Raw genomic sequence first — 25,472 nt, 5'->3', positions numbered from 1 at the left:
ATGGCGCTTCCAAGCTACGCATCCCCGCTGCAACGGGTCTGGTACTACGCTTTCCGCGTGATCTGCGCGCTGGTGTTCTTCTACCTGATGTTCCCGATCCTCGTGATCCTGCCGCTGAGCTTCAACGCTGAGGACTTCTTCACCTTCACGCCGGAGATGCTGGCGCTGGATCCGGCAGGGTTCTCGCTCAAGCACTACGTGGACTTCTTCACCAATCCCGACTGGCAGTTGGCCATGAGGAACTCGCTGACCATCGCACCGATGGCGACGCTGATTTCGGTCAGCCTCGGTACGCTGGCGGCGATCGGCCTCAGCCAGACGCATGTGCCGTTCAAGCGCGCGATGATGGCGATCCTGATCTCGCCGATGATCGTGCCGCTGATCATCTCGGCGGCGGGGATGTATTTCTTCTTCTCGGCGATCGGCCTGCAGGGGACCTATTGGGGCGTTGTGCTGGCGCACGCGATCCTGGGTATTCCCTTCGTCATCATCACCGTGACCGCGACGCTGGTGGGCTTCGACCGCTCGCTGACCCGGGCGGCGGCATCGATGGGGGCGGGGCCGGTGAAAACCTTCTTCAAGGTTCAGCTTCCGCTGATCCTGCCGGGGGTGATCTCGGGCGCACTGTTTGCCTTCATCACCTCGTTCGACGAAGTCGTGGTGGTGATCTTCGTGGGGTCGGCCGGGCAGAAGACGCTGCCGTGGCAGATGTTCATCGGCCTGCGCGAGCAGATCTCGCCGACGATCCTTGCCGTGGCCTCGCTGATGGTGGCCTTGTCGATCCTGCTGCTCGCGACGCTGGAAATCCTGCGTCGGCGCAATGAGCGGCTGCGGGGGATGAGCCCGGGTTAAGGAAGCAGGGGGGCTGTCTGCCCCCCTCTTTGCCTGACGGCAAATTCACCCCCCGAGTATATTTCCGGATTAAAGATAAAGGGTGTCCCGCGACGGGGCACCCTTTTGCTGTCCGGATCCGCTTTGCGCGCCCTAGCGTGTGAGGGCGAGCTTTTCCTCGACGAAGCGCAGCAGATCGCGGGCCGGGCGGGCGCCGGCGAGGCGGGCCACTTCGCGGCCGCGATGGAACAGGATGAAGGCCGGGATGCCGCGAATGTTGAAGCGCACGGTGGCGTCGGGGTTCGACTGGGTGTCGATCTTGGCCAGTCGCACCTTGCCTTTCAGCTCGCGCGCGGCCTTTTCGAATTCGGGCGCCATCTGTCGGCAGGGTCCGCACCACGGCGCCCAGAAATCAACGAGCAGGGGCAGATCGTCGTTCTTTGCCATCTTCTCGAGCGTCTTGAGGTCGAGCTTGGCGACCTTGCCGTCATTGAGCGCATGACCGCAGATGCCGCATTTCGGCGAGGCCTCGGCCTTGTCGGCGGGGAACTGGTTCACCTGCGCGCATTCCGGGCAGGTCAGCTTGATCTTGGTGGCCATGGCGATGCCTCGTATTCACTATGTTGAATGCGAAATGGGGTCGGGCGCGCGCGGAATCAAGAGGGGTCAGATCCGGTTGCGCGGCGGGCGCGATTTATAGACCGGCAGTTTCCAGCCATAGATCATCGACCCCGCGCGCAAAAGGAAGGTCACGGCGGCGCAGCCCAGCAGCGCGAGCGGCGTGGGGCCGAAACCCCAGCGGATCAGCAGCGCGGCGGTGGCGCCCGCGAAGGCGGCGGAGAGATAAAGCTCGCCCTGACGCAACACCAGCGGCACCTCGTTGCAGACGACGTCGCGCATCAGCCCGCCGAACGCGCCGGTCATCATGCCCATCATCACCACCACCGCCGCGCCATGCCCCAGGTCTAGCGCCACCCCGACGCCCGCCGGGACGGCGACCGCCAGCGCGCCCGCATCGAACCAGTCGATGGCGCGGCGACGGTTCTCAAGCAGGTGGGCGGTGAAAAAGACCAGCAGGGCGGCAATCGAGGCCACGCCGATATAGCGAGGATTGGCGATCCAGAAGATCGTTTCGCGGTTCAGGACGAGGTCGCGCACGGTGCCGCCACCCACCGCCGTGAGCGAGGCGATGAACAGAAAGCCCAGCAGGTCGAGCTGCGCACGCGACGCGACCAAGGCGCCGGTCAGCGCGAAGACGAAGACCGAGAGGTATTCGAGAAAGGCGACGACGGTCATAGGACGCTCCGTTCAGGATCAGCCCTTATAGGGCGCCATGCCTTCGCGGGCCAGTTCGTCGGCGCGCTCGTTCTCGGCATGGCCGGCATGGCCCTTGATCCATTTCCACGTCACCGAATGGGTTTTCTGCGCCGCGTCCAGCCGCTGCCAGAGTTCGGCATTCTTGACGGGCTTTTTGTCGGCGGTTTTCCAGCCATTGCGTTTCCAGCCGTGGATCCACTGGGTGACGCCGTTCTTCACATAGGCCGAATCGGTGGTGATGGTGATGGTCGAGGGCCGGGTCAGGGTTTCCAGCGCCGAGATCGCCGCCATCAGTTCCATGCGGTTGTTGGTGGTGTCCGGCTCACCGCCGTTGAGCGTGCGCTCTTTGAGCACGCTCTCGCCCTCCATCGCGCGCATCAGCACGCCCCAGCCTCCGGGGCCGGGATTCCCGGAGCAGGCGCCATCGGTCCAGGCGAAGAGTTCAGGCATGGGGCATCGTCCTTGCGGCTGTTTCCGGGGCAGGGGGTGCCGTCAAACGGCGCCGGGGTCAACCGCCCGAGCGCGGGTCGCGCGCAGATGCAGGGCGATGTCGCGGCCCGCGACCCCGGCCGGGGCAGGGGCGCGGGTGGCGTTGATATCGCGAAAGCCCGCCTCGGACAGAAGCGCGGTGATGAAGGTTTCGGTGACGAAGGTGTAGGGCAGGCCACGCGGGTCGCGGATCTCGCCCTCGCCTTCGAGCATTGCCAGCGCGAGCGTGCCGTCGGGTGTCAGCGCCTGCGCCATCGCGGCCAGGTGGCGGGGCATCCGGGCGCGTGGCGCGTGGAGCAGGGCAAAATGGCACCAGATCGCGTCGTAAGGCCCCATGCCGGGCAGGTCGTCAAACCCGCCCACCCGGAAATGCGCGGTCGGCGCAAGCTTGCGCGCCACCGCCAGCAGCCCCCCGGACGGATCGAGCCCGGTCACGTCGAAGCCGGCTTTTGCAAGATGCGCCGCCGCGACGCCATGGCCGCAGCCCAGATCCAGGATCGTGGCTCCGGCGGGCAGGGCAGCGGCGAAAGCGGCAAGGCTGGGCGGGGCGTCGGGCAGTCTGTCGCCCAATCGTTTCGCCGCGGCATCGTAGAAGCGCAGAGCTTCGGAGTCGGTCACGCGCGCTCGAAGGCCAGTTTCGCGCCGAGACCCGCGAAGGAGGCGGCGAAGACACGGCGCAGCCAGGTCATTGCGCGGGGCGAGCCGAGCACGCGGCTGCGCAGCCAGCCCGCCGCCAGCGCGTAGAGCAGGAAGACGCCCGCCGTCATCGCCACGAAGCCGAAGCCCAGCTCGATCAGCAGGGCGGTCGCGTTCGGGGCGCCGGCGGGGATAAATTGCGGCAGGAAGGCCACGAAGAACATCGGCAGTTTCGGGTTGAGGAGGTTCAGCAGAACGCCGCGCCGCACCAGCGCTGCGGGGGCGTGGCGCGTGGTGTCGGGCGTGACCTGCAAGGCGCCGGTGCCCTGAAGCGTGCCCCAGGCCATCCACAGAAGATACGCGACGCCCGCGTATTTGATCGCTGTGAACAGAAGCGCCGAGGTCTGCAGCACGGCCGCAAGCCCGGCCATGGCAAAGCCCAGATGAACGAGAGTGGCCAGCGTGCAGCCCAATACCGCCCAGAGCCCGGCCCCCAGACCGCGACCCAGCACGGTCGAGAGCGTGTAGATCACGCCGACGCCGGGGGCGAGGCAGACGATGAAGGCGGTGAGAAGAAATTCGGGGCTCATGGCGGACTCCGGTCTGGGGCTGAACCGGGATCATAACGCGGTCCCGCCAAAGCGCCAGCCTTCGAAGCCGTGGTTAACCCGCCTGACGCAGAACGCGCGGGACCTTGAACTCGACCGATTCGACCGCCGTTTCAACGATCTCGCGGGTCAGGTCGAAGCGGTCCTCGAACGCGTCGATCACTTCCTGGATCAGCACTTCGGGGGCCGAGGCGCCCGCCGTCACACCGACCGAGGCCGCACCTTTGAGCGCGCGCCAGTCGATATCGGCGGCGCGCTGGATCAGTTGCGAATAGCGGCAGCCAGCAGCGCGGCCGACCTCGACCAGCCGTTTGGAATTGGACGAGTTGGGCGCACCGATCACCAGCAGCGCATCGATCTGCCCGGCGATCGCCTTGACCGCCGCCTGCCGATTGGTGGTGGCGTAGCAGATGTCTTCCTTGTGGGGGCCCACGATGGCCGGAAAGCGGGCCTGAAGAGCGGCGACGATGTCGGTGGTGTCATCGACCGACAGCGTGGTCTGCGTGATGAATGCCAGCTTCGACGGATCGCGCGGCGCGATATGGGCGACATCCTCGACGGTTTCGACCAGCAGTACCTCGCCATCGGGAAGCTGGCCCATTGTGCCCACCGTCTCGGGGTGACCGGCATGGCCGATCATCACCATCTGCAGACCGGCGGCGTGGTGGCGCTCGGCCTCGATATGAACCTTGGAGACCAGCGGGCAGGTGGCATCGACGAAGGTCATGTTGCGCGCCTGCGCGGCCGAGGGCACCGATTTCGGCACGCCATGGGCCGAAAAGATCACCGGACGGTCATCGGGGCATTCGTCCAGTTCCTCGACGAAGACCGCGCCCTGATCGCGCAGGCTGTCGACGACGAATTTGTTATGCACGATCTCGTGGCGGACATAGACCGGCGCGCCCCATTTCGCGATCGCCATTTCGACGATCTTGATGGCGCGGTCGACACCGGCGCAGAAGCCGCGCGGGGCGGCGAGATACAGGGTCAGGGGGGGCTTGGTCATGGCTTACTCCGCTTGGCCCCACAGGTAAGCAATCGTATCCGCGACGTCCAGCCGTTAGCCCGGATCGGGGGCGATTACGATTGCGCCGGGGGCGGGGTCAGCCAAAAATTCCGGCGGTGATCAGGGCGAGGGCGATATAGCGGGTGGTCTTGGTGACACCCACAAGCAGGGTGAACAGCCAAAGCGGCGTGCGCATCGCACCCGCCAGAACGGTGGTCGCATCGCCGATGGGAAGCCACGATAGCAACAGCGTCCAGTAACCCCAGCGATCCCACCAGCGGCGCGCCTTGGCGAAGGTTTCATCGGGGATCTTCAGCCAGCGATGGCCGCCGCGCGTTTCAAGCTGCCAACCCAGCCAATAATTGACATAGGTGCCCAGCGTGTTGCCGAGCGAGGCCACGACGACAAGCGCCCAGACGGGCGCCATGTCGCCGACCTGAAGCGCGGCAAAGATGATTTCGGACTGGAAGGGCAGGATCGTCGCGGCCACGAAGGCCGCGGCGAACAGGCCGGCAAGCGACAGGAACAGCGGTCAGTCCTGCTGGTCGCTGCTGCTTTCGGCCTCGGCATCCTCGCGCGGGGCGCGCATGTCGCGCGGCTCACGCGGTTCGCGGGGCGGGCGGCCGATCACGTCGCGCAGCTCGTCGAGTTCGATGAAATTGTCGGCCTGACGGCGCAGTTCATCGGCGATCATAGGCGGCTGCGAGCGGATGGTCGAGACGACCGAGACCCGCACGCCCTGACGCTGCAGCGATTCCACCAGCGGCCGGAAATCGCCATCGCCCGAGAACAGTACGGCATGGTCGATGCGGTCGGCGATTTCCATCGCGTTGACCGTCAGCTCGATATCCATGTTGCCCTTTACCTTCCGGCGGCCCATGGAATCCGTGTATTCCTTGGCGGGCTTGGTCACCATCGCGTAGCCGTTGTAGTTCAGCCAGTCGATCAGCGGCCGGATCGGCGAATAATCGTCGTTCTCCAGCAGAGCCGTATAGTAGAAGGCGCGCAGCAACTTGCCGCGACGCATGAATTCCTGACGCAGGAGCTTGTAGTCGATGTCGAAACCAAGCGCCTTCCCCGCAGCGAAAAGGTTCGCGCCGTCGATGAAGAGGGCGAGACGCTCATCCTTGTAAAACATCGTCTTTCCTTTCAAAATCGCAGCGTCTTAAAACACTCTGGCCGCGACCGGCTATTAGCCTTAACACCGTGGTGACCTGGTCTGGCGGGTCGACGAAATAGCGACCGATACCAACTTGGACAAAATTCTGGCCTCCGTCCACCGCAACCTGCACCTTCTGGCGCTGGGGAGCAATGCATCGGACGAATCGTCCGCGAACACTGCGGTACTTAATCGTTCGGTTCACACATTCAATAGCTTGAAAGATGTAACGCTGCGTTGCAGCCATCTGTATGTCACGCCGGCCTTTCCCCCTGGTGCCGGGCCCGATTTCGTCAATGCCTGCATGGCCGTGGAAAGCCCTCATACAGCTGAGGAAATGCTGGCCCTGTGCCACCGGATCGAAGCCGAGATGGGACGGGTTCGCAAGAAGCGCTGGGGCCAGCGGGTGATCGATATCGACCTGTTGGCGACCGGCGATACCGTGCTGCCCGACCGTGAAACGCTGCGGCACTGGATGGAGCTTCCGCTGGCCCGGCAGATGGAAGAGGCGCCCGATCAACTGATCCTGCCGCATCCGCGTCTGCACGAGCGCGGTTTCGTTCTGGTGCCTCTGGCAGACGTGGCGCCCGACTGGGTTCATCCGGTGCTGGGCTTGAGCGTGACGCAGATGCGCGATAGGCTGGACCCCGAAGAAATTGCCGCGATCAGGCCGATTTGACCCGATTGCGGCCGATTGGGGTTGCGCTGCGCTTGTCAAGGCAGGCAAATGCGGTTACATGCCGGGGGCTGATCCTCCCCTTTGTCGTAGATGGAGTGCTCCATGGCCCGCGTGACGGTCGAAGATTGCGTTGACAAGGTACCGAACCGGTTCGAGCTGGTGATCCTGGCTGCCCATCGCGCCCGCGAAATCGGCGCCGGATCGGCGCTGACCGTCGATCGGGACAATGACAAGGACCCGGTTGTCGCCCTGCGCGAAGTCGCGGACGAGACTCAGGGCGCCGACGCGCTGCGTGAGCGTCTGATCGAAAGCATGCGCACCCAGAACGAGGTCGACATGCCGGAAGAAGACGACATGGCGATGCGCATGGGCTCGCAGCCGGACCGTCCGCAGCTGGACGATCTGACCGAAGAGCAGATGCTGCGCCAGCTCGTCGCTGCCCAGATCGATAACGACTGAACTGAAACGGGCGGGCCCGAGCTGTGATCACGCCCGATGATCTCGTTGCTCTGATCCGCAACTATAACCCGACTTGTGATGAAGCGCTGATTCGCCGTGCATGGGATTACGGCGAATCGATGCATGCCGGGCAGATGCGGCATTCCGGCGAGCGGTATTTCACACATCCGGTGGCGGTTGCGTCAATCCTGACCGAGATGCGGCTGGACGATGCGACCATCGTCACCGCCCTGCTTCACGACACGATCGAAGATACGCGCTCGACCTATAGCGAGGTCGAGCAGATGTTCGGCCACGAGGTGGCCGAGCTGGTCGATGGCGTCACCAAGCTGACCAATCTTCAGTTGAATGCCGTCGAGCCCGTGGGTGCGACCGGGCGTCCCTCGCCCGAGGCCAAGCAGGCCGAGAATTTTCGCAAACTGTTGATGGCGATGTCGCGCGACCTGCGCGTCATTCTGGTCAAGCTGGCCGACCGTTTGCACAACATGCGCACGATCCGCTCGATGCGGCCCGAGAAACAGGCCCAGAAGGCGCGCGAGACGATGGAGATCTACGCGCCGCTCGCGGGCCGGATGGGTATGCAGTGGATGCGCGAAGAGCTCGAGGATCTGGCGTTCCGCGTGCTCGACCCCGAGCGCCGCAACGCCATCCTGCGCCGCTTCATCACGCTGCAGCGCGAATCGGGCGACGTGATCGCGCGGATCACCGCCGATATCCGCTTCGAGCTGGAAAAAGCCGGGCTCGACGGCACCGTCTATGGCCGCGCGAAAAAGCCCTATTCGGTCTGGCGCAAGATGCAGGACAAAGAGCTGGAATTCAGCCGCCTGTCCGACATCTACGGGTTCCGCATCATCGTCGATCATGTGCAGGAATGCTACGAGGCGCTGGGCCTGATCCATCAGCGCTGGCGTGCGGTGCCGGGCCGGTTCAAGGATTACGTCAGCCAGCCGAAATCTAACGGCTACCGCTCGATCCACACGACGGTGTCGGGGCGTGACGGCAAGCGGGTCGAGGTGCAGATCCGCACCCGCGAGATGCACGAGGTCGCCGAGGCCGGGGTCGCCGCGCACTGGGCCTACAAGGACGGCGCGCGCTCGGTGAACCCGTTTGCCATCGACCCGGCGAAATGGATCGAAAGCCTGACCTCGCGGCTGGATCGCGACGAGGATCACGACGAGTTCCTCGAACATGTGAAGCTGGAAATGTACGCCGATCAGGTGTTCTGCTTCACGCCCAAGGGTGACGTGGTGCAGCTGCCGAAAGGGGCGACGCCGCTCGATTTCGCCTATGCGATCCATACGCGGATCGGCAATGCCACGGTCTCGGCCAAGGTCGACGGGATGCGGGTGCCGCTGTGGACGCGGCTCAGAAACGGCCAGCAGGTCGAGATCATCACCGCCGACGGTCAGCGCCCGCAGACCAGCTGGATCGAGCTGGTCCATACCGGGCGCGCTAAAGCCGCGATCCGCCGGAGCCTGCGCGAAGAGGATCGCGAGCGCTTCGTGCGGCTGGGACGCGAGCTGAGCCGCGTGGCCTTCGACCGGGTGGGGCGCAAGGTCACGGACAAGGCGCTCGATACCGCCGCGCGTTCGATGGCGATCAAGGGGCCGACCGAGCTGTTGGCGAAGATCGGCGCGGCCGAGATCAGCGCCCGCGCCGTGGTCGAGCAGCTTTATCCCGAGATCGCCTCGATGGGGCAGGCCGATGTCGATGCCAGCCGTCCGGTGGTGGGCCTTGATCCCGATATTCCGTTCCGCCGCGCCAATTGCTGCCAGCCGGTGCCGGGCGAGCGGATCGTCGGGATTACCTATCGCGGCAAGGGCATCGTTGCCCATGCCATCGATTGCGAAGTGCTTGCGACGCTTGAGGAACAGCCCGAGCGCTGGGTCGATCTGCACTGGCACGAGGGCAAGCACGCGGCGGTGCACAATGTCTCGCTGACGCTGACGATTACCAACAGCGCAGGCGTGCTGGGCCGGGTCTGCAGCCTTGTCGGCGAGCAGAAGGCGAATATCTCGGACCTGCATTTTCTCGACCGGAAGCCCGATTATTTCCGTATTTTCGTCGAGATCGAGGTATCGGATGCCGCGCATCTTCACCGTATCCTGACGATCCTGTCGGCAGAAACCGATATCGCGCAGGTGAACCGAGACCGCGACCCGACCCGAAAACCCTGACCATCCTTTCGAACTATCCTCAGCGGCGATCTTCGCCATCCGACACCGCCACCCCTGAACAGGACGGCCGCGCGTGATCTTCAAGCGTCGAAATCCCAGACCTTTGCTGACCGCGATTGGCGAGTTCTTCTGGCCGCGCGGCGGGTGGCGCCGGGCGGCAACCTATGTGCTGCATCGGATGCGCCGGCTGCCCGACTCGCCCGAACGGATCGCACTGGGGATCTCGGCGGGGCTGTTCGTGTCGTTCCTGCCGATCTTCGGGCTGCATTTCCTGTCCGCCGCTCTGGTCGCCTGGGCAATCCGGGGCAACGTGCTGGCCGCGTTGCTGGGCACGTTCTATGGCAATCCGATCACCTTTCCGCTGATGGCGGCGGGGGGAATGGAACTGGGCGGCTGGCTGCTGGGGCGCGACGTGCAGATGTCGGTGGGCGGCGTGATGGCCGCCGTGGGGCGCGCGGGCGGCGAGCTTACGCATAACCTGCTGACCGTGGTGACGGGGGAGCCCGCGCATTGGGGGCGTCTGGCGGGGTTCTATTCCAACGTCTATTTGCCCTATTTCATCGGTGGGCTGCTTCTGGGCTTGCCCTTTGCGGTGGCGGCGTATTTCGTGCATCTGCCGCTGGTGCAGGCCTATCAGCGCAGCCGCCAGAAGCGGCTGGAGGCGCGGTTCAAGGCCGCGCGCGAACGCCAGCGTCAGCGCACGCAAGAGACCGGAGAGACGTCATGACCGCCACGCAGTTCCCTCGTCAGCGCCTCGGGGTGAATATCGACCACGTCGCCACGCTGCGCAACGCGCGCGGCGGCGCCTATCCCGACCCGTTGCGCGCTGCCAGAATTGCGCAGGAAGCCGGCTGCGACGGCATCACCGCGCATCTGCGCGAGGACCGGCGTCATATCCGCGATGCCGATATCGAGGCGCTGATGGAAGCGCTTGAGGTGCCCCTGAATTTCGAGATGGCGGCGACCGCCGAAATGCAGGCCATCGCGCTGCGCCACAAGCCGCATGCCGTCTGTCTGGTGCCCGAAAAGCGCGAAGAGCGCACGACCGAGGGCGGGCTGGATGTCGCGTCCGACATGAACCGGCTGGCGGATTTCATCGCGGCCCTGTCCGAGGCCGGATGCCGCGTGTCGCTGTTCATCGGCCACGATGCGCGCCAGATCGAGGCGGCTCTCCGCGTGCGCGCCCCGGTGATCGAACTGCATACCGGGCGCTATTGCGATCTGGTGGCCGAAGGGGCGGCGGAAGAGGCGGCGCTGGAACTGGCGGAACTGCTGGCAGGCGCCCGTCGCGCGCATGAAGCGGGTCTTGAGGTTCATGCAGGCCACGGGCTGAGCTATGCCACCGTCTCGCCCTTCGCCGCGACGCCCGAGATCCGCGAGCTGAATATCGGCCATTTTCTGATCTCCGAAGCGGTGTTTCTGGGCCTTGATCCGGCGATCCGCGAAATGCGCCGCCTGATGGACGCCGCGCGGGGCTGAGCCCGCTTTTCCCCGAAAGGCCTGCCATGCCGATATCCGACCTGTTGCCGATCCTCGTGGCCTGGGTGATTGCTATTTCCTCGCCCGGGCCTGCGACGCTGGCGATCAGCGGCACGGCGATGGAGCGCGGGCGCGCGCACGGGTTGGCGCTGGCCTGGGGCGTGGCGTCGGGATCGGCGGTCTGGGGGCTGGTCGCCGGGGCCGGGCTGGGGGCTGCGATGCTCGCCCATGCGTGGCTGGTCGAGGTTCTGCGCTATGCGGGGGCCGGGTATCTGGCGTGGCTTGCGTGGAAATCGGCGCGTTCGGCATGGCAGGGCGGCGGTGCCGCGCAGGCGCGGGTGGTCGAAGGCTCGCTGCGCCGGTCATGGGTCAAGGGCGCGCTCATTCACCTGACCAACCCCAAGGCGGTGCTGTTCTGGGGCGCGGTCTTTGCCGTTGCCGTTCCGTCGGGCGCCTCTGCCGCAGTTCTGTGGGAGGTCGGGCTGTCCTGTCTGGCGGTTTCGGTTGTCAGCTTCACGCTGATGGCGCTGGCCTTTTCCGCCGGTCCCGTCTCGCGCGCGTATCTGCGGGCGAAACGGGGGTTCGACGCGGTTTTCGCGGCGCTGTTCGGTTTCGCGGCGCTGAAGATCCTGACCGCGCGGCTGACGTGATCACACTTGCGCAAGCGGGGCTTGGCGGAACCGCGCGGGTGGTCGAAACTGGGACCCGCGTCATCCGAGGGAGATTGCCATGAAATCCGTTCTTCTCGCCGCCGGGCTGGTGGCCCTGCCCCTGAGCGCCACCGCGCAGATCGTCGCCGAATGCGATTGGGCGGGCACTGCGGCGACGATCGTCGAACCGTGGGAGCAGACGTCGCGCACCTTCGCCAATGGCGCGATCCGCATCGCGTGGTCCGATACCAGCGAACCGGCCTGCTGCGCCGCGCATCTGATGATCCTGCATCCTTCGGGCGACGGCTCGCAAGAGCCGGTCTTCCGCATGTGCTCGTTGCTCTCGGCGGATCGCAACACCGGCTTTTACGATGTCGACGTGCCCGGCGTCACCGCCAGCTATGACCCGGCCAAGGGCCTGCTGCTGACGGTGCCGGTGCGCTACTGGCACGATGGCGTCGAACGCGGTGAGCCGGGACTTCCGGGGGCGGTGCGGGTACGCATCAACCAAGCGACCGGCACGGTTTCGGTCGAGTGATCCCGTGATTCTGGGCGTCGGCACCGATCTGGCCAATATCGACCGCATCGAGGGCACGCTCGCGCGGTTCGGCGACCGGTTCCGCAACCGGGTCTTCACCGAGACCGAGCTCGCCAAGGCCGCACGCCGCAAGGACGAGGCGGGCACGCTGGCCAAACGCTGGGCGGCGAAAGAGGCCTGTTCGAAGGCGCTGGGCACCGGGCTGGCGATGGGGATTTCGTGGAAGGACATGGCGGTCGTGAACCGGCGCGGCGGGCAGCCGACGATGGTGCTGACCGGCTGGGCCGCCGAGCGGCTGGCTGCCATGACGCCCGACGGGCATTACTCCGTGGTGCATGTGTCGCTGACCGACGATCACCCCTGGGCGCAGGCCTTCGTGGTGATCGAGGCCTTGCTACACCCGGACCAGACGGGGACCTGACCCGCCCGTAGCCTTCAAAACAAGGGCCTTTCGCCCTGTGGTGCCGGGATTTTGTTTGACACAATCGCCGGAAGAGCGGCTATGTGGTTTCACCTTGGTCCTGTTGTCTTCAGACATGTTAGGTGTGCAAATGAGCCTCAATTCATTATCCAAAACGTATTTGGCCCCCCGGGCGCTGGCCCTCGCGCTGGCGTGCGGCTTCGGCCTTTGGGGCGCCTCCGCGCAGGCTGACGCGCCCAAGCCCGAAGACCTGAACTATGCCGAACAGGTCGCGCAGGACCGGGAGCAGCCGTCGATGGCGCCCGATATCGTCGGCGGTTCGCCCGTCTGGGACTGGCGCTATCGCAACAATTTCCGCTGGATGGTCGCACTGACCTATGAGCCGACCGGGCAGCAATTCTGCGGCGGCAGCCTGATTGACCGGCGCTGGGTGTTGACCGCCGCGCATTGCCTTCCCGGGCTGGTCGCTTCGCAGATCGAGATCCTCGTGGGCACACCCACGCTGTCGAGCGGCGGTCGTCGCGTCGCGGTTGCGGGGATGGTCCCCCATCCGGACTATAACGACAACACCCACGAGAACGACATCGCGCTGCTGCGTCTGGCCGAACCCGTCTGGGGCCCGACCGTGACACCGGCCGACTGGGCGGCCAACCGCACTTATGCCGCGCCGGGCCGCAATGTCTGGGCGATCGGCTGGGGCGCGCTGTCTGAGGGCGGCGATAGCCCCGACCGTCTGCAGCAGGTGCAAGTGCCGGTCATCTGGCCGCGCCAGTGCCAGAACAATTATGCGGACGAGACGATCCCCTATTCGATGCTCTGTGCGGGCTACTGGAATGGCGGACGCGACAGCTGTCAGGGCGATTCCGGTGGTCCGCTGGTCTCCTGGACGCCCAATGGCTGGGTTCAGGTCGGCGTGACGAGCTGGGGCTATGGCTGCGCCCGCCCGCGCCTGCCCGGCGTCTATACCCGCGTGGCATCGTATCGCGCCTGGATCGATCAGGTAGTGGCCGACCGAGCCGCCTGCATCGACACGCACCTGCCGTGGACCTTCCGCCGGCCCTATGGCTTCGATTGTTTCGGCGTGCCGCATAATGATGATTCCGCCGCGGGTCCGGTGCCGATCGGCTTCCCCGTTCAGGTGGGCGACCGGACCTACTGGCAGCTTTTCGTCAACAATAACGGCAACCTGACCTTCGGCAGCAGCATGTCGACCTTCACGCCGAACACGCTGCTCGCCAACCTGTCGCTGCCGGTGATCGCGCCGTTCTTCGCCGATGTGGATACCCGCGATTCCGACAGCCGCATCGTCTATTACGGAAGCGGCTGGCACGGCGGAAGCCGGGTCTTCTCGGCGATCTGGCAAGATGTCGGGTATTATTCGCGCCATGCCGACCGAGTGAACACCTTTCAGGTGGTGCTGATCGAGAATGGCTGGAACAGCGGCGATTTCACCATTGAGTTCAACTACGACCATATCGAATGGGAGACCGGCGACGCGTCGGGCGGACAGGGCGGCCTTGGCGGCAGCAGCGCGCGCGCGGGCTTCAGCCTCGTGCCCGGCGTCAGTGGCTCGGCGTTCGAGCTGACCGGTTCGGCGGTGCCCGGCAGCTTCCTCGACGGTGGCCCGCGGGCTTTGGCCGAGAACTCGAATACCGGCGTTCGGGGCCGCTATTCCTGGCGGATTGTCGACGGCGCGCTGCGCTGACGACATCGGCTGAAAACCGATCACGAAGCGAGGCGCGAGCGCATGGGAATGCGCTCGCGTCTTGTCTTGCAGCGCCCGTCTATTCTAGGTTGGCGGCAGCTTTACCAAGATGCGGTCACGAGACGGCCAGGAGACCCATGATACGCCCGACCAGTTCCCTGTTGCTCGGATTGTCGCTGATCCTCGCCCAGTCATTCGCCCCCTCTATCCTTCCGTCTGTCACTGCGCCGTTCATCCCGGCGCTGATCGGCCCCGCCGCCGCGCAGGACGCGACGCCGGATCTGGGCGAGGTGATCACCCGTCAATATGCCGATGGCGGCATCTATGAGGGGACGTTCCTCGACGGGCTGCAGCACGGGCAGGGCACGTATCGGCTGCCCAACGGGTTCGAATATTCCGGCGAATGGGTGCAGGGCCAGATCACCGGCACCGGCACCGCGCGCTATCCAAATGGCTCGGTCTATACCGGTGCGTTCGAGGACGGGCGCCCGCACGGGCAGGGACGGATGGTCTTTGCCGATGGCTCTTCTTACGAGGGCAACTGGGATGCCGGGCGCATCATGGGGCAGGGCACGCGGCGCTACGTGACCGGCGTGGTCTATACCGGCAGCTTTGACGACAGCCAGCCGGACGGCACCGGCACGATGACCCGGCCCGGCGGCCTGACCTACGAGGGCGAGTGGCAGAACGGCCTGCGCGAAGGGCAGGGCACGATCACCTATCCCGATGGCTCGACCTATACCGGCGCCATGCATAACGACCAGCGCCACGGCGAAGGGACGCTGAGCCGGCCCGACGGCACCACCTATGCCGGCGAATGGTCCGAGGGGATGCTCCACGGCGCGGGCGTGCTGACCCTGCCCAATGGCGACCGCCGCGAAGGCACCTTCGCGCAGGGCATGTTGCAGGGCGTGGGGCGGCTGATCATGGCCGACGGCTCGGTCTATGAGGGCGATTTCGTCAACGACCAGCGCGAAGGGCGCGGGCGGCTGTCCACCGCATCGGGCTATGTCTATTCGGGCGAATGGCAGGGCGACCGGATCAACGGCGCGGGCGTGATGACCGCACCCGACGGCGCGCGCTACGATGGCGGCTTCTCGGACGGGGTGCCCGATGGCGAGGGGATCATCACCTATGCCGACGGCACCGGCTATAACGGCCAGTGGCGGCAGGGCCGCGTCGAGGGGCAGGGCCGCGCACGGTTGGCCGAGGGCCTGATCTATGAGGGCAATTTCCGCGCCGGCCAGCCGCATGGGCAGGGCCGGATGCAATACCCCGACGGCCGGATCTACGTGGGGGATTTCGTTAACGGCGTGCGCGAAGGGCAGGGGGTGATGACCTATCCCGACGCCACCCGCTACGAGGGCGGTTTCGTTGCCGGCGAGCGCGAGGGACAGGGCACGATCACCATGGCCGACGGCTTTACCTATACCGGCGAATGGCGCGCGGGCCGGATCGAGGGGCAGGGCATTGCCACCTATCCCTCCGGCGATGTCTATGAGGGCGCGTTCGTCGATGGCCAGCGCGTCGGGCAGGGCACACTGACTTACGCCACGGGTCAGGTTTCCAGCGGCCGCTGGGAGCAGGGCGTGCTGGTCGAACCCGACCTTTCCGCCCCCGCAGAAAACGACGGCTGACGTCGCGCCCCCCTCACGCCCTTTCGGTACCCGCCCCTTTCACTTTGTCGAAAATACTCCGGGGGTCCGGGGGCAGCGCCCCCGGCGGCAGGATGCGGGCACCGCGTCGGGGGCAATAAGAAGGGGGGCTGTCTGCCCCCCTCGGCCTTCGGCCTCACCCCCCGAGGATATTTTCGGATCAAAGATGCGGCCTCGCGCGGCGGTTTGTCAGCGCAGCGGCAACAGGGTGGTGGCGGCGCGGTTGCATTCGCGGCTTGTCAGCGCCGGGGCGCAATCGGTGGGTTCGAGCGCGCGGGTCAGGCACAGGCGCAGTTCGACGATCTCGCCGCGCGGGCAGGTGGTGATCATCTGGTCGCGGGTGAGGGTCGGGTTGGCCTCGATAAAGGCGGCTTCGACGATATCGGGATCGATGCGGAATTCGCGGTCTATACCGTCGAAGATTTCCGGCAGGGCGATCCGGTCGACGGCTTCCTGCACCAGCCGATAGTAATTCGTGGCCGACAGCCCGGTGCAGCGGCCGTGTTTGTTCCATTGATGCCATGCCGAGCCCGAAGTGCCGAACAAAGCCGCCTGCGCCTCGGTCTCGCGGCGCGAGGGGCGGCGTTCGGTGGTGTTGCAATATTCTGGCCAATCGCCGTCTTCGTATTGTGGCCAGAGCCCGTGCACGGCCCAGCCGATCGCGCTGCCATCATCGCAGCGCGGGTCGTCGCGGTCGTCGCCATCCATGGCGCAATAGGCGGGGATCCAGCTGAGTGCCAGCAGGTAGCTGTCGAACACGCCCGCGCGGTGCTGGGCGCTTGCGGTCTGGGCGGCGAAAATCGGCAGGAGGGCGGTCAGGGCAAGGGTCAGGCGCTGCATTTTCTCTTTCCTCGGGGCGGCAGCACGCTTATATACGGCCCATTCCCCGAAATCGAGGATGCACGGCCCGCGGCCGTGGCCGGGTCGCCCCGGCGAGCGCCGCGCCATGCGGTTCTCGCAGGTTGAAGGACGATTGACGATGGCAAAACCCCTGATGGCCAAGGCGACCGCCGTCTGGCTCGTTGACAATACCACGCTGACCTTCAAACAGGTGGCGGATTTCTGCGGTCTTCACGAGCTCGAGGTGCAGGGCATCGCCGATGGCGATGTGGCGACCGGCGTGAAGGGTTTCGACCCGATCGCGCATAACCAGCTCGAGGAAGTCGAGATAAAGAAGGGCGAGGCCGATCCGCTCTACAAGCTGAAGCTGAAATTCAACCCGGCCTCGGTCGGTGAGGAAAAGCGCCGGGGCCCGCGCTATACGCCGCTGTCCAAGCGTCAGGACCGTCCCGCCGCGATTCTTTGGCTGGTCAAGTTCCACCCCGAGCTGGCCGATGCGCAGATCCGCAAGCTGGTGGGCACGACCAACCCGTCGATTCAGGCGATCCGCGAGCGGACGCACTGGAACATCCAGAACATCCAGCCGATCGACCCGGTCGCGCTGGGCCTGTGCCGCCAGTCGGAGCTGGACAGCGAGGTCCAGAAGGCCGCCGCCAAGAAGGCTGCCGAGGGCTCGGTCATGACCGATGACGAGCGTCGCAAGCTGGTCTCGACCGAGCAGTCGCTGGAGATGGAGCCCGAGCCCCGTCTGCCGCGCAATATTGCCGGGCTGGAGACCTTCACGCTGGGCGGTAGCAAGGACGCGGAAGACGAGGAAGAAGCGGCCTCGGCGCGCGATTATTCGAACGCGGACAGCTTCTTCAACCTTCCCGATGCCGAGAAGGATGACGAGGACGAGGACAGCGACGATCCCCGTCGCTGATCGGTTTCCCCGAAATTAGAAAGGCGCGCCCTGCGGGGCGCGCCTTTTGCGTTGTGCCTAGCGCTCGCGCGGCCAGAAATGCTGGATCAGCGCCGCGCCCGCGACTTCGAGCAGGCTGAGCGGCACCGCGTAGAGCAAGAGCGCGAAGGGCAGGACGCCCAGATTGCCGGTCACCACCCACATCATCAGGAAACCCGCAAACCACGCGACGCCGATGCCTTCGATCAGCGCGAAGCGTTTGAGCAGCATCCACAAAAGCACCGACAGGCAGAGCGACCACAGCGCCCAGGTCGCGCCGTTCAGCGCCGCGTCGGGGAAGGCCAGCCCCATATCCGAATAATGCCGTTCCCAGTAGGATTTAAGCAGGAATTCGTTGCGGACGAATTCGCTGATGACGATCCACAGGGCGGCCACGATGATCGGGACGGCGGGGTGTTTCACGGCGGGCGGGCCTCCGGGTGCTGGCGGGGCAGGGCGCAGGAAACCAGACGCCGCATTAAGGTTAACACTGCTGCAAACGGGCGCGGCTGCCAAGCGGCAAATGCGGCTGGCAGGTTTGGGCGTGCGTGCAAGGCGGACCCGCGCACGCGAAGCCAAGGCGCCGGTGGTTCGGCTTTCCTTATCCCGTGGGATCGGCTAACAGGACGCGCGTATATCTGAACCCGAAGGTCTGGCGATGAAATTCACCCTGTCCTGGCTCAAGGAGCACCTGGAAACCGAGGCCACGCTCGACGAGATCGTCGAGGCGTTGACCGATCTGGGCCTCGAAGTCGAGGAGGTGGCCGATCCCGCCGCCACTCTGGGCGCGTTTCGCATCGCGCGCATCGCCGAAGCGGTGAAGCATCCCGATGCCGACAAGCTGAACCTGTGCCGGGTCGAGGTCATGGACGGCCCCGGCGGTGCCGTCGAAGAGGTGCAGGTCGTCTGCGGGGCGCCCAATGCCAAGACCGGCCTTGTCGGGGTGTTTGCGCCGGTGGGCACGCATATTCCGGGCACGGGCGTGGACCTGAAGCCGGGCGTGATCCGGGGGCAGGCGTCGAACGGCATGATGTGTTCCGAGCGCGAGCTGGAGCTGTCGGAAGATCACGACGGCATCATCGAGCTGCCGTCCGACGCGCCGCTGGGCATGCGCTATATCGATTACGCGGGTCTCAACGACCCGATGATCTATATCAAGATTACCCCCAACCGTCCCGATGCGCTGGGCGTGCGCGGCATCGCGCGCGATCTGGCAGCGCGCGGTCTGGGTGCCTTGAAGGCGCTCGACGTGGTGCCGGTCGCGGGTGGTTTCCCCAGCCCGGTGTCGGTCAGCATCGACCCGGCGCTGAAGGACAAGGGCTGTCCGGTCTTCGCCGGGCGGGTGATCCGGGGCGTGAAGAACGGCCCGTCGCCGAAATGGCTGCAGCAGCGGCTGGTGGCGGTGGGGCTGCGTCCGATCTCGGCGCTGGTCGATGTGACGAACTTCTTCACCATCGGGTTGAACCGTCCGCTGCACGTCTTCGATGTCGCCAAGGTCGCGGGCGGCACGCTGCGCATCCATCCGGCTGAGGGCGGGGAAGAGATCCTTGCGCTCGATGGCAAGGATTACCGCCTGCAGCCGGGGATGATGGCGATTTCCGATGCCACGGGCGTCGAAAGCATCGCCGGTATCATGGGCGGCGAGCATTCGGGCTGCACCGACGAGACCACCGACGTGTTCCTTGAAAGCGCCTATTGGGACCCGATCACCGTGGCCTCGGCCGGGCGGGCGCTGAAGATCAACTCGGATGCGCGCTATCGCTTCGAGCGGGGCGTGGACCCCGAATTCACCCTGCCGGGGCTGGAACTGGCCACGCGGATGATCCTTGATCTGTGCGGTGGCGAGGCGTCCGAGGTGGTGACGGACGGCGCGGTGCCCGACACGACGCGGCAATACCGTTTCGATGCGGCGCGGTGTTCCAGCCTTGTGGGGATGGATATCCCCGAGGCCGAGCAGAGGCGCATTCTGGACGCTCTCGGCTTCGTGCTGGACGGCGACAAGGCGACACCGCCCAGCTGGCGGCCCGACGTGCTGGGCGATGCCGATCTGGTCGAAGAGGTGGCGCGCGTCGCCTCGCTGACCAAGCTGGAAGGCAAGCCGATGGCGCGGCCGCAAACGGGCGTGCCCGAGCCGATCCTGACGCCGCTGCAAAAGCGCGAGCGGCTGATGCGGCGCACGCTGGCCTCGCTGGGCTACCATGAATGCGTGACCTATTCCTTCATCGACAGCGCCTCGGCCGCGCTGTTCGGCGGCGGCGATGACGCGGTGAAGCTGGAAAACCCGATTTCCAGCGAGATGACGCATATGCGCCCCGACCTGCTGCCGGGCCTGCTGCAGGCGGCCGCCCGCAATCAGGCGCGCGGCTTCATGGATCTGGCGCTGTTCGAACTGGGGCCGGTCTTCCATGGCGGCGAGCCGGGCGAGCAGCAGATCCAGGCCACCGGCCTTCTGGTCGGCGCCAATGTCCCGCGCGATCCGCACCATGCCCGCCGCGCGGTCGATCTGTTCGACGCCAAAGGCGATGCCGAGGCGGTGCTGGCGGCGATCGGAGCGCCCGCGAAGACCCAGAGCGACCGCAACGTGGCCGGGTGGTTCCATCCGGGCCGCGCCGGGCGTCTGACGCTGGGCAAGAACGCGCTGGCCACGTTCGGCGAGGTGCACCCCAAGGTGCTGAAAGCCTACGGGATCAAGGGCGCGGCGGTGGCCTTTACGCTGCCGCTGGCTGCAGCGCCGATGCCTAAGAAATCGGGCGCGACGCGCGCGGCTCTGGTGCTCAACGACCTGCAGGCGGTCGAGCGCGACTTCGCGTTCGTCGTCGACAAGGGCGTCGAGGCGCTGGCGGTGACCAACGCCGCACAGGGCGCCGACAAGGGCCTGATCGACTCGGTTCGCGTGTTCGACGAATTCTCGGGCGAGAAAGCCGAAAGCCAGATGGGCGCGGGCAAGAAATCGCTGGCCATCAGCGTGCGCCTGCAACCGCAGGGCAAGACGCTGACCGAGAAGGATATCGAGGCGGTTTCTGCCAAGATCGTCGACAAGGTGGGCAAGGCCACCGGCGGCGTTCTGCGCGGCTGAGCCGATTGCAGTGGCGCGTGGGGCGGGCCCTCGGGGGCATCGAGCCCCCTCGGCCCCGCGGGGGATTTTCCATCCCCCGGAACCCCCTGGAGGATATTTGTGGATTAAAGAGGGGCGCCCGCGAGGCGCCCTTTTCTTATGCGCCTCGCGGCTCTGTGGGGGGAATGAGGGGCGATCGGGGATACGGGGCTCCGACAGGCCGGCGCAAAGGTTGCCGCATTGCAGCATCGCCCTAGGCTTGATCGGAAGAGACAGCAACGGGACCCAGACATGACCCAGACCGAGACTTCTTTTTCCGCCCGCGCCGCCGGTCCTGTGGGACCGCTGATGGCGCTGCTGAGTTTCGCGCTCTATGCCACGCATGACGTGCTGATCCGGATTCTGGGCGAAAGCTATTCGGTCTTTCAGATCATGTTTTTCATGGGGTTGCTGAGCTTTCCCTTTCTGGTGCTGATGCTGATCCGTGATCCCGAACCGGGGACGCTGCGGGCGGTGCATCCCTATTGGTCGCTGACGCGGACATTCTGTGTCGTGGCCTCGGCCGGGGGCGCGTTCTATGCCTTCACCACGTTGCCGCTGGCTCAGGTTTACGCGATGCTTTTCGCCTCGCCGCTGCTGATCACGCTGCTGTCTATTCCGCTTCTGGGCGAAAAGGTGGGGCTGCATCGTGGTGCGGCGGTGATCGTCGGGCTTCTGGGCGTGATCGTCGTGCTCAGGCCCGGCGGAACCGAGCTGGGGCTGGGGCATCTGGCGGCTCTGGGCGCGGCAGCGCTGGCCGCGCTCAACAGTGTCATCGTGCGCAAGATCGGCGCGGATGAGCGGTCTGCGGTGCTGCTTTTGTATCCGATGCTGGCCAATGTCGGGGTCATGGCGTGCCTGTTGCCGGTGGTCTATGTGCCCATAGAATTGCCGCATCTGGCGATGGTGGTTGTGGTGGCCGCGCTCGCCTTCGCCGCGATGCTGCTGTCGATCGGCGCTTATCGTCGCTCGGAGGCGGCTCTGGTTGCGCCGATGCAATATTCGCAGATCATCTGGGCCACGTTGTTCGGCGCGGTGTTGTTCGGCGAATCGCCCGACTTATGGACGATTGTCGGCGCCGGGCTGATCGTCGCCTCGGGCCTCTACATCGTGTTCCGGGAATCGCGGCGCAACGTGTCCGAGAACCAGCCGGTTCTGCAGACCCGGCTGCGCGGGGAATCGGTCGCCGCGCCCGCGCCGATGCTGATGGAAGAGCTGCAGACCGAGCCGGAAGAGGGCGCCGCGCCGCCGCATGAGCAGGCGGCGGCATAAAGGCTGTTTTCGCCTCTTGCAAAGGCCGCGCGGGCAAGGTAATCCGCGCCCACGGTCGGAGTGTAGCTCAGCTTGGTAGAGCACTGTCTTCGGGAGGCAGGGGCCGGAGGTTCGAATCCTCTCACTCCGACCAAATATTGCTGCGCATTGCCAAGAAACCCGCAAGAAACCCCCATTTCAAGCCCTGTTCATCGCTTCTGCGGTGGCGGCTTGAAAGTCCGGGTGATGGTGGAAATAGACCCTCTCCAACACCTCGACCGTCACCCCGAAGAAGCCCGCCGCATCGGACAGCGGAACACCGCGCTGCATCGCCCATGTGATCGCCGTATGGCGCAGCGTGTGCGGCGTCACCCCTTCCAGCCCGGCGTCCTTGCAGGCACGGCGCCACGCGGTCTTGACGCTGGCGACACTGACGCCCTGGAATTGGACAGGCCAGCGCTGACCGGAATTCTCGAGCCTCCGCATGTGGCCGAGCAGCTTTCGCGGCATCCTGACTGGCGGCCGCCGCTTCTTGGTCTTCCGCATGTCTTCGGCGGCGCGGTACATCACCCCGCTTTCGCAGTCGATCCAGCCGCCCTTGGTGTTGGGCCGGAAGGCCATCGACAGAATCGCCTCCTTCCGTGTCCCGGTGTAGAGACCGATCAGGATGAAGTAGGCGAGGTGGCGGCTGCTGCGCGCGGCCCGCAGAAGCGCCGCCGCCTCTGCCCGTGTCAGCCAACGCTCTTTCGGTGCCGGTTTCTCTGGCATATGCACGAGCGGCGCGGTCAGAAGCCTCCCTTCACCCACGCAGTACCGGAGTGCGGCCCCCAGCGCGCCAAGCTCACGCCGAATCGTGCCGTCCCCGATCTGGTGGCGTTGCCCGTTCCGATCCTTGCGGAATCGGGTCGCGGCATACCGGCGGCATGTGTTCTTGGTGATGGCTGAGACATTCAGCTCACCCCAGAACGGCAGAAGCGCATCCACGGCATAGGCGATCCGCAAGGGGTCGGCGGTATGCGGGGCGTGTTCTTCGAGGTAGATTGCCAGCACGTCCGCGATCTTCAGCTTGTCTTGGTCAACGGGACCACTTGGGCGCCCCCGGTCGCGGATGTATTCTGCGAGCGCTGCTTCAGCTTCTTCGCGGCTTGCCGTGCCCGTTCGACGCTCGACCTTCCCGTCGAGGATGCTGAATTGTCCGGTGTCTTTTCGCCGGTATAGGCGCGCGCCTTTGGACGGTCTTGGCATCGCTTCCAAAGCTCCTTGAGGTCGTCGGGGTCGAATCGCGGGTAACGCCCCGCACGGATCAGAAGGCCCTTTTCCTCCGCTACCTTCTGGAAGGCAGCGGCGGGAAGACCTGTCTCGCGCTCGGCGTCCTTCATGGTCCAGAGCATTCTACCCATCGTCAAGGCCCTCCTTGGTGATGCTGGCGCGGGCGGCCCCGATCTTGCGCAGGGCGGCGCGGGCCATCTCCTCCGCTCTCATGCATCGAGCGCGCCATACGTCCATCTGCTTTGCGACCGGGTGATGTGGCCCGGCGTTCACGGCCTCCATCGTCGCAGAGACGTAGGCTTTGTGAGTGATCTCGGTGCATTCGGTCAGCGCCTCGATCAGCTCCTGCACCAGATCGGCGCGGATGTAGCGGACCTCGCGCGGCGAGCCCTTCGGCGCAGCTTCCCAGCCGCCAATCTCGACCGTGCACTTCCCGGGCATCGTCGTGCGGACCCCGTTGACGGTGGCCCAGATCTCGCGCGGTGCCTCAGTCATCCCCGGCCTCTTTCTTCATGTCCACACCCATTCCGAAAGCCGCCGAGTTCAGGATCGCTTTCGCGTGCGGGTCGTTCATTTCATCGGCGCGCTTGTGAAGCCATGCGATGCAGGCTTTCACCCCGTTGCGGCGCCCGTCGATGTATTGCTGGTCACGCATCCCCGGCCTCCTTCTCAGCTGCGTCGAGAATTTCGTGGCGCACTGTCGCGCAGGCCTGATACCATCCTGCATCCCATGTATCGCCGCTCTGGGTTCCGCGCCTGTCAAACGCGATGCCAGCAGCGATCCGCATCCCCTCGACCATCTTGGCCCTGTCACGGGCTGCGAGGGCGTCGGTCTGGGGCTGGGTGGCGAGGGCGCGGATGTAGTCAAGCGACTGCTCAAGGTGAGCGGAAATCATAGCCCACTCGCGCGAACCTGAACCCAGCAACCTAGCTTCGTTCATTTTGGCTTTTGAGGCGCGTACCTGATCCTCCATTACACCAATCGCCCTCTCCAACGTCGCCGCGATCAGGGCGTCACGCTCGGCCTGCGGCTGGTTAGGGAGAACCACCCTAAGCGCAGATTGCAGGCGCGCGCCGATCCCCAAGTAATTGCCGTGTCCGTCCTGATCGGGTGTCTTCTCTTCGATCTGGCCCAACACAGCGGACAAGGCATCGAAAGAGGGACGCCACGCGGTGAGCACCCCAGTCTCTGCCTCCTCCTCCATGTTGTCGGCAATGTCGAACGCGGCCCGGCCAAGATCCCCGATCAGGTCGATCAGCCATGCGGCATCGTTGGCCAGCGCGGCGGGGTTGGGTTCGAGGGCGGCGAGGATGCGGCGCTCGTAGTCGGCCTGCGCGGCGGCTTTGGCGGCTTCGATGGTCCCGAAACAAACCCATTTGCCTGACAGGAAAAGCATCCATGCGGTGTCGTCATTGGCGCGAGGGTCGAACCGAATGAAATACAGGCCGAGGACGCTATCAGCCACGTGCAGATCGTTGTCGTTTCCATCCTCACGCCACACCAACTCGCGCACCCTCACCGCCCCTTCCATAGCGGCGGCAAGCTGGGCCTCGGCGGCGGTGGCGCGGGCTTCAAGAGCCACAATCCAAGGATCGCCATTCCCGGCAAGGAATTCGCGCGCCCTTGCATCGCACTCGGCTTTCGCTGTGGAATGTGGCGCACGGAGATAGTCCGCGATCAGCGCAGATGACCGGCCATTCGCCACCGCGACTTCCTCCTGCGCCATCTTTTGGGCTTTGTTCGCCACACGGACGGCCCGTTCAAGCGCCCGGATATCATGGCGCAGATCGCGCAGAAGGCGTTCGTTCGAAGGCGCTGCCCCGATTTCCTCGTCCAGCTCGACCTTGCGCGCGGCAGGGATGAAGTCGAGCGGCGCATCGGTCAGGTCTTCGATGGCGTGCAGGGCCTCGGTGGCGAGCGGGTCGGTGCTGGCCCGGAGGCGGGTTTTGAGGTGGTCAAGCATGGGTGGCCTCCTGTTCTGCGGGGGTGTCTCCCAGCGCTTCCCGCGCTTCCTTCGCCATGCGCTTGCCGATATGCGCCATGCCGGGGGTGCCCATGGCGGCGATGCGAGTGAGGGCGGCCTTGTAGTGGTCGCGCCGGGATGCAACGATGTGGAGAAACCGGTCGGCGTCCTCCCGAGCGCGGCCTTCCTTCGTTGCCCGATCTTTGGCAACACGGGCTTGCACCTCGCTCGCCGATGCTTGGAGCATCATGGAGGTCAGTGCCCCGCCCGAGATCCAGTCGGCCAGTTTGTAACGAAAGGTCATG

Annotated in this window: 29 protein-coding genes and 1 tRNA gene; 15 read left to right on the top strand and 15 right to left on the bottom strand. The window is 65.5% G+C overall.

The window, feature by feature from the left end:
- On the top strand, positions 1-852 hold the full coding sequence (locus tag JI664_RS24025) for an ABC transporter permease (protein WP_207014194.1): 852 nt from the start codon (positions 1-3) through the stop codon (positions 850-852).
- A gap of 132 nt (positions 853-984) precedes the next feature.
- On the opposite strand, the gene trxC is transcribed toward JI664_RS24025, so the two are convergent.
- From trxC to JI664_RS13000, 8 genes are all read right to left on the bottom strand, one after another.
- Entirely contained in the window at positions 985-1,431 is a 447-nt protein-coding gene (gene trxC / locus JI664_RS13035) for a thioredoxin TrxC (RefSeq protein ID WP_207014193.1), read from the bottom strand.
- Between the two features lie 66 nt (positions 1,432-1,497).
- Positions 1,498-2,127, bottom strand: coding sequence for a trimeric intracellular cation channel family protein (locus tag JI664_RS13030; RefSeq protein ID WP_207014192.1), 630 nt, complete (start codon positions 2,125-2,127; stop codon positions 1,498-1,500).
- An 18-nt stretch (positions 2,128-2,145) separates the two neighbouring features.
- Positions 2,146-2,598: a ribonuclease HI gene (gene rnhA / locus JI664_RS13025; RefSeq protein WP_207014191.1), complete on the bottom strand. Its 453-nt coding sequence runs from the start codon at positions 2,596-2,598 to the stop codon at positions 2,146-2,148.
- A gap of 42 nt (positions 2,599-2,640) precedes the next feature.
- A complete protein-coding gene (locus JI664_RS13020) occupies positions 2,641-3,255 on the bottom strand; it encodes a class I SAM-dependent methyltransferase (protein WP_207014190.1) in 615 nt (204 codons plus the stop codon).
- Positions 3,252-3,863: a LysE family translocator gene (locus JI664_RS13015; RefSeq protein WP_207014189.1), complete on the bottom strand. Its 612-nt coding sequence runs from the start codon at positions 3,861-3,863 to the stop codon at positions 3,252-3,254. The genes JI664_RS13020 and JI664_RS13015 overlap by 4 nt, the downstream gene beginning before the upstream one ends.
- A 73-nt stretch (positions 3,864-3,936) precedes the next feature.
- Positions 3,937-4,887, bottom strand: coding sequence for a 4-hydroxy-3-methylbut-2-enyl diphosphate reductase (gene ispH, locus JI664_RS13010; protein ID WP_207014188.1), 951 nt, complete (start codon positions 4,885-4,887; stop codon positions 3,937-3,939).
- Between the two features lie 97 nt (positions 4,888-4,984).
- The gene (locus tag JI664_RS13005) at positions 4,985-5,377 is read right to left on the bottom strand and encodes a YqaA family protein (RefSeq protein ID WP_349768724.1); all 393 of its coding nucleotides are present in this window, start codon (positions 5,375-5,377) and stop codon (positions 4,985-4,987) included.
- A 42-nt stretch (positions 5,378-5,419) separates the two neighbouring features.
- Entirely contained in the window at positions 5,420-6,025 is a 606-nt protein-coding gene (locus JI664_RS13000; RefSeq protein ID WP_207014187.1) for an NYN domain-containing protein, read from the bottom strand.
- Between the two features lie 115 nt (positions 6,026-6,140).
- On the opposite strand from JI664_RS13000, the gene folK reads away from it, so the two are divergent.
- The 10 genes from folK to JI664_RS12950 all read left to right on the top strand — a co-directional run bounded on the left by folK (position 6,141) and on the right by JI664_RS12950 (position 15,791).
- Entirely contained in the window at positions 6,141-6,725 is a 585-nt protein-coding gene (folK, locus tag JI664_RS12995; RefSeq protein ID WP_207014186.1) for a 2-amino-4-hydroxy-6-hydroxymethyldihydropteridine diphosphokinase, read from the top strand.
- Between the two features lie 102 nt (positions 6,726-6,827).
- Positions 6,828-7,184: a DNA-directed RNA polymerase subunit omega gene (gene rpoZ, locus JI664_RS12990; protein WP_207014185.1), complete on the top strand. Its 357-nt coding sequence runs from the start codon at positions 6,828-6,830 to the stop codon at positions 7,182-7,184.
- A gap of 23 nt (positions 7,185-7,207) precedes the next feature.
- The gene (locus JI664_RS12985; RefSeq protein ID WP_207014184.1) at positions 7,208-9,361 is read left to right on the top strand and encodes a RelA/SpoT family protein; all 2,154 of its coding nucleotides are present in this window, start codon (positions 7,208-7,210) and stop codon (positions 9,359-9,361) included.
- 73 nt (positions 9,362-9,434) lie between these two features.
- The gene (locus JI664_RS12980) at positions 9,435-10,088 is read left to right on the top strand and encodes a DUF2062 domain-containing protein (protein WP_349768723.1); all 654 of its coding nucleotides are present in this window, start codon (positions 9,435-9,437) and stop codon (positions 10,086-10,088) included.
- Complete coding sequence (locus JI664_RS12975) at positions 10,085-10,840, top strand: pyridoxine 5'-phosphate synthase (protein ID WP_207014183.1); 756 nt, start codon at positions 10,085-10,087, stop codon at positions 10,838-10,840. Before JI664_RS12980 ends, JI664_RS12975 begins: the two co-directional genes overlap by 4 nt.
- A gap of 26 nt (positions 10,841-10,866) precedes the next feature.
- On the top strand, positions 10,867-11,490 hold the full coding sequence (locus tag JI664_RS12970; protein ID WP_207014182.1) for a LysE family translocator: 624 nt from the start codon (positions 10,867-10,869) through the stop codon (positions 11,488-11,490).
- A gap of 79 nt (positions 11,491-11,569) precedes the next feature.
- Positions 11,570-12,028: a hypothetical protein gene (locus JI664_RS12965; RefSeq protein WP_207014181.1), complete on the top strand. Its 459-nt coding sequence runs from the start codon at positions 11,570-11,572 to the stop codon at positions 12,026-12,028.
- Between the two features lie 4 nt (positions 12,029-12,032).
- The gene (gene acpS, locus JI664_RS12960) at positions 12,033-12,449 is read left to right on the top strand and encodes a holo-ACP synthase (RefSeq protein WP_207014180.1); all 417 of its coding nucleotides are present in this window, start codon (positions 12,033-12,035) and stop codon (positions 12,447-12,449) included.
- Positions 12,450-12,609: 160 nt separating this feature from the next.
- Positions 12,610-14,154, top strand: a complete 1,545-nt coding sequence (locus tag JI664_RS12955; protein ID WP_207014179.1) for a trypsin-like serine protease — start codon at positions 12,610-12,612, stop codon at positions 14,152-14,154.
- Positions 14,155-14,291: 137 nt separating this feature from the next.
- Complete coding sequence (locus JI664_RS12950) at positions 14,292-15,791, top strand: MORN repeat-containing protein (protein WP_207014178.1); 1,500 nt, start codon at positions 14,292-14,294, stop codon at positions 15,789-15,791.
- 207 nt (positions 15,792-15,998) lie between these two features.
- Here the strand turns inward: JI664_RS12950 and JI664_RS12945 are convergent, their stop codons facing one another.
- Entirely contained in the window at positions 15,999-16,649 is a 651-nt protein-coding gene (locus tag JI664_RS12945; RefSeq protein ID WP_286174078.1) for a ribonuclease T2 family protein, read from the bottom strand.
- Positions 16,650-16,788: 139 nt separating this feature from the next.
- Between JI664_RS12945 and JI664_RS12940 the strand changes: the two genes are divergently transcribed.
- Positions 16,789-17,571 carry a DUF1013 domain-containing protein gene (locus JI664_RS12940; protein WP_207014176.1) on the top strand — a complete coding sequence of 261 codons (783 nt, stop codon included), beginning with the start codon at positions 16,789-16,791 and terminating at the stop codon, positions 17,569-17,571.
- 57 nt (positions 17,572-17,628) lie between these two features.
- Here JI664_RS12940 and JI664_RS12935 read toward each other — a convergent pair whose 3' ends face one another.
- The gene (locus JI664_RS12935) at positions 17,629-18,012 is read right to left on the bottom strand and encodes a hypothetical protein (RefSeq protein WP_207014175.1); all 384 of its coding nucleotides are present in this window, start codon (positions 18,010-18,012) and stop codon (positions 17,629-17,631) included.
- Between the two features lie 235 nt (positions 18,013-18,247).
- Between JI664_RS12935 and pheT the strand changes: the two genes are divergently transcribed.
- The 3 genes from pheT to JI664_RS12920 all read left to right on the top strand — a co-directional run bounded on the left by pheT (position 18,248) and on the right by JI664_RS12920 (position 22,088).
- The gene (gene pheT, locus JI664_RS12930; RefSeq protein WP_207014174.1) at positions 18,248-20,665 is read left to right on the top strand and encodes a phenylalanine--tRNA ligase subunit beta; all 2,418 of its coding nucleotides are present in this window, start codon (positions 18,248-18,250) and stop codon (positions 20,663-20,665) included.
- A 270-nt stretch (positions 20,666-20,935) separates the two neighbouring features.
- Positions 20,936-21,955, top strand: a complete 1,020-nt coding sequence (locus tag JI664_RS12925; protein WP_207014173.1) for a DMT family transporter — start codon at positions 20,936-20,938, stop codon at positions 21,953-21,955.
- Positions 21,956-22,011: 56 nt separating this feature from the next.
- A tRNA-Pro gene (locus tag JI664_RS12920) sits at positions 22,012-22,088 on the top strand.
- A gap of 44 nt (positions 22,089-22,132) precedes the next feature.
- Here JI664_RS12920 and JI664_RS12915 read toward each other — a convergent pair.
- The 5 genes from JI664_RS12915 to JI664_RS12895 form a co-directional block, all read right to left on the bottom strand.
- Entirely contained in the window at positions 22,133-23,179 is a 1,047-nt protein-coding gene (locus tag JI664_RS12915) for a site-specific integrase (protein ID WP_207014172.1), read from the bottom strand.
- 147 nt (positions 23,180-23,326) lie between these two features.
- Positions 23,327-23,698 (bottom strand): hypothetical protein, encoded by a 372-nt coding sequence (locus JI664_RS12910; protein WP_207014171.1) that lies wholly within the window; start codon positions 23,696-23,698, stop codon positions 23,327-23,329.
- Entirely contained in the window at positions 23,691-23,858 is a 168-nt protein-coding gene (locus JI664_RS12905; RefSeq protein WP_207014170.1) for a translation initiation factor IF-1, read from the bottom strand. The genes JI664_RS12910 and JI664_RS12905 overlap by 8 nt, the downstream gene beginning before the upstream one ends.
- Entirely contained in the window at positions 23,851-25,167 is a 1,317-nt protein-coding gene (locus JI664_RS12900; protein WP_207014169.1) for a hypothetical protein, read from the bottom strand. Before JI664_RS12900 ends, JI664_RS12905 begins: the two co-directional genes overlap by 8 nt.
- Entirely contained in the window at positions 25,160-25,471 is a 312-nt protein-coding gene (locus JI664_RS12895; protein WP_207014168.1) for a hypothetical protein, read from the bottom strand. Before JI664_RS12895 ends, JI664_RS12900 begins: the two co-directional genes overlap by 8 nt.
- Between the last annotated feature and the right edge of the window lies 1 nt (position 25,472).

The sequence above is a fragment of the Rhodobacter sp. NTK016B genome, assembly GCF_017303295.1.
GTDB lineage: Bacteria > Pseudomonadota > Alphaproteobacteria > Rhodobacterales > Rhodobacteraceae > Pararhodobacter.
This window is presented reverse-complemented; position numbering and strand designations above follow the sequence as displayed.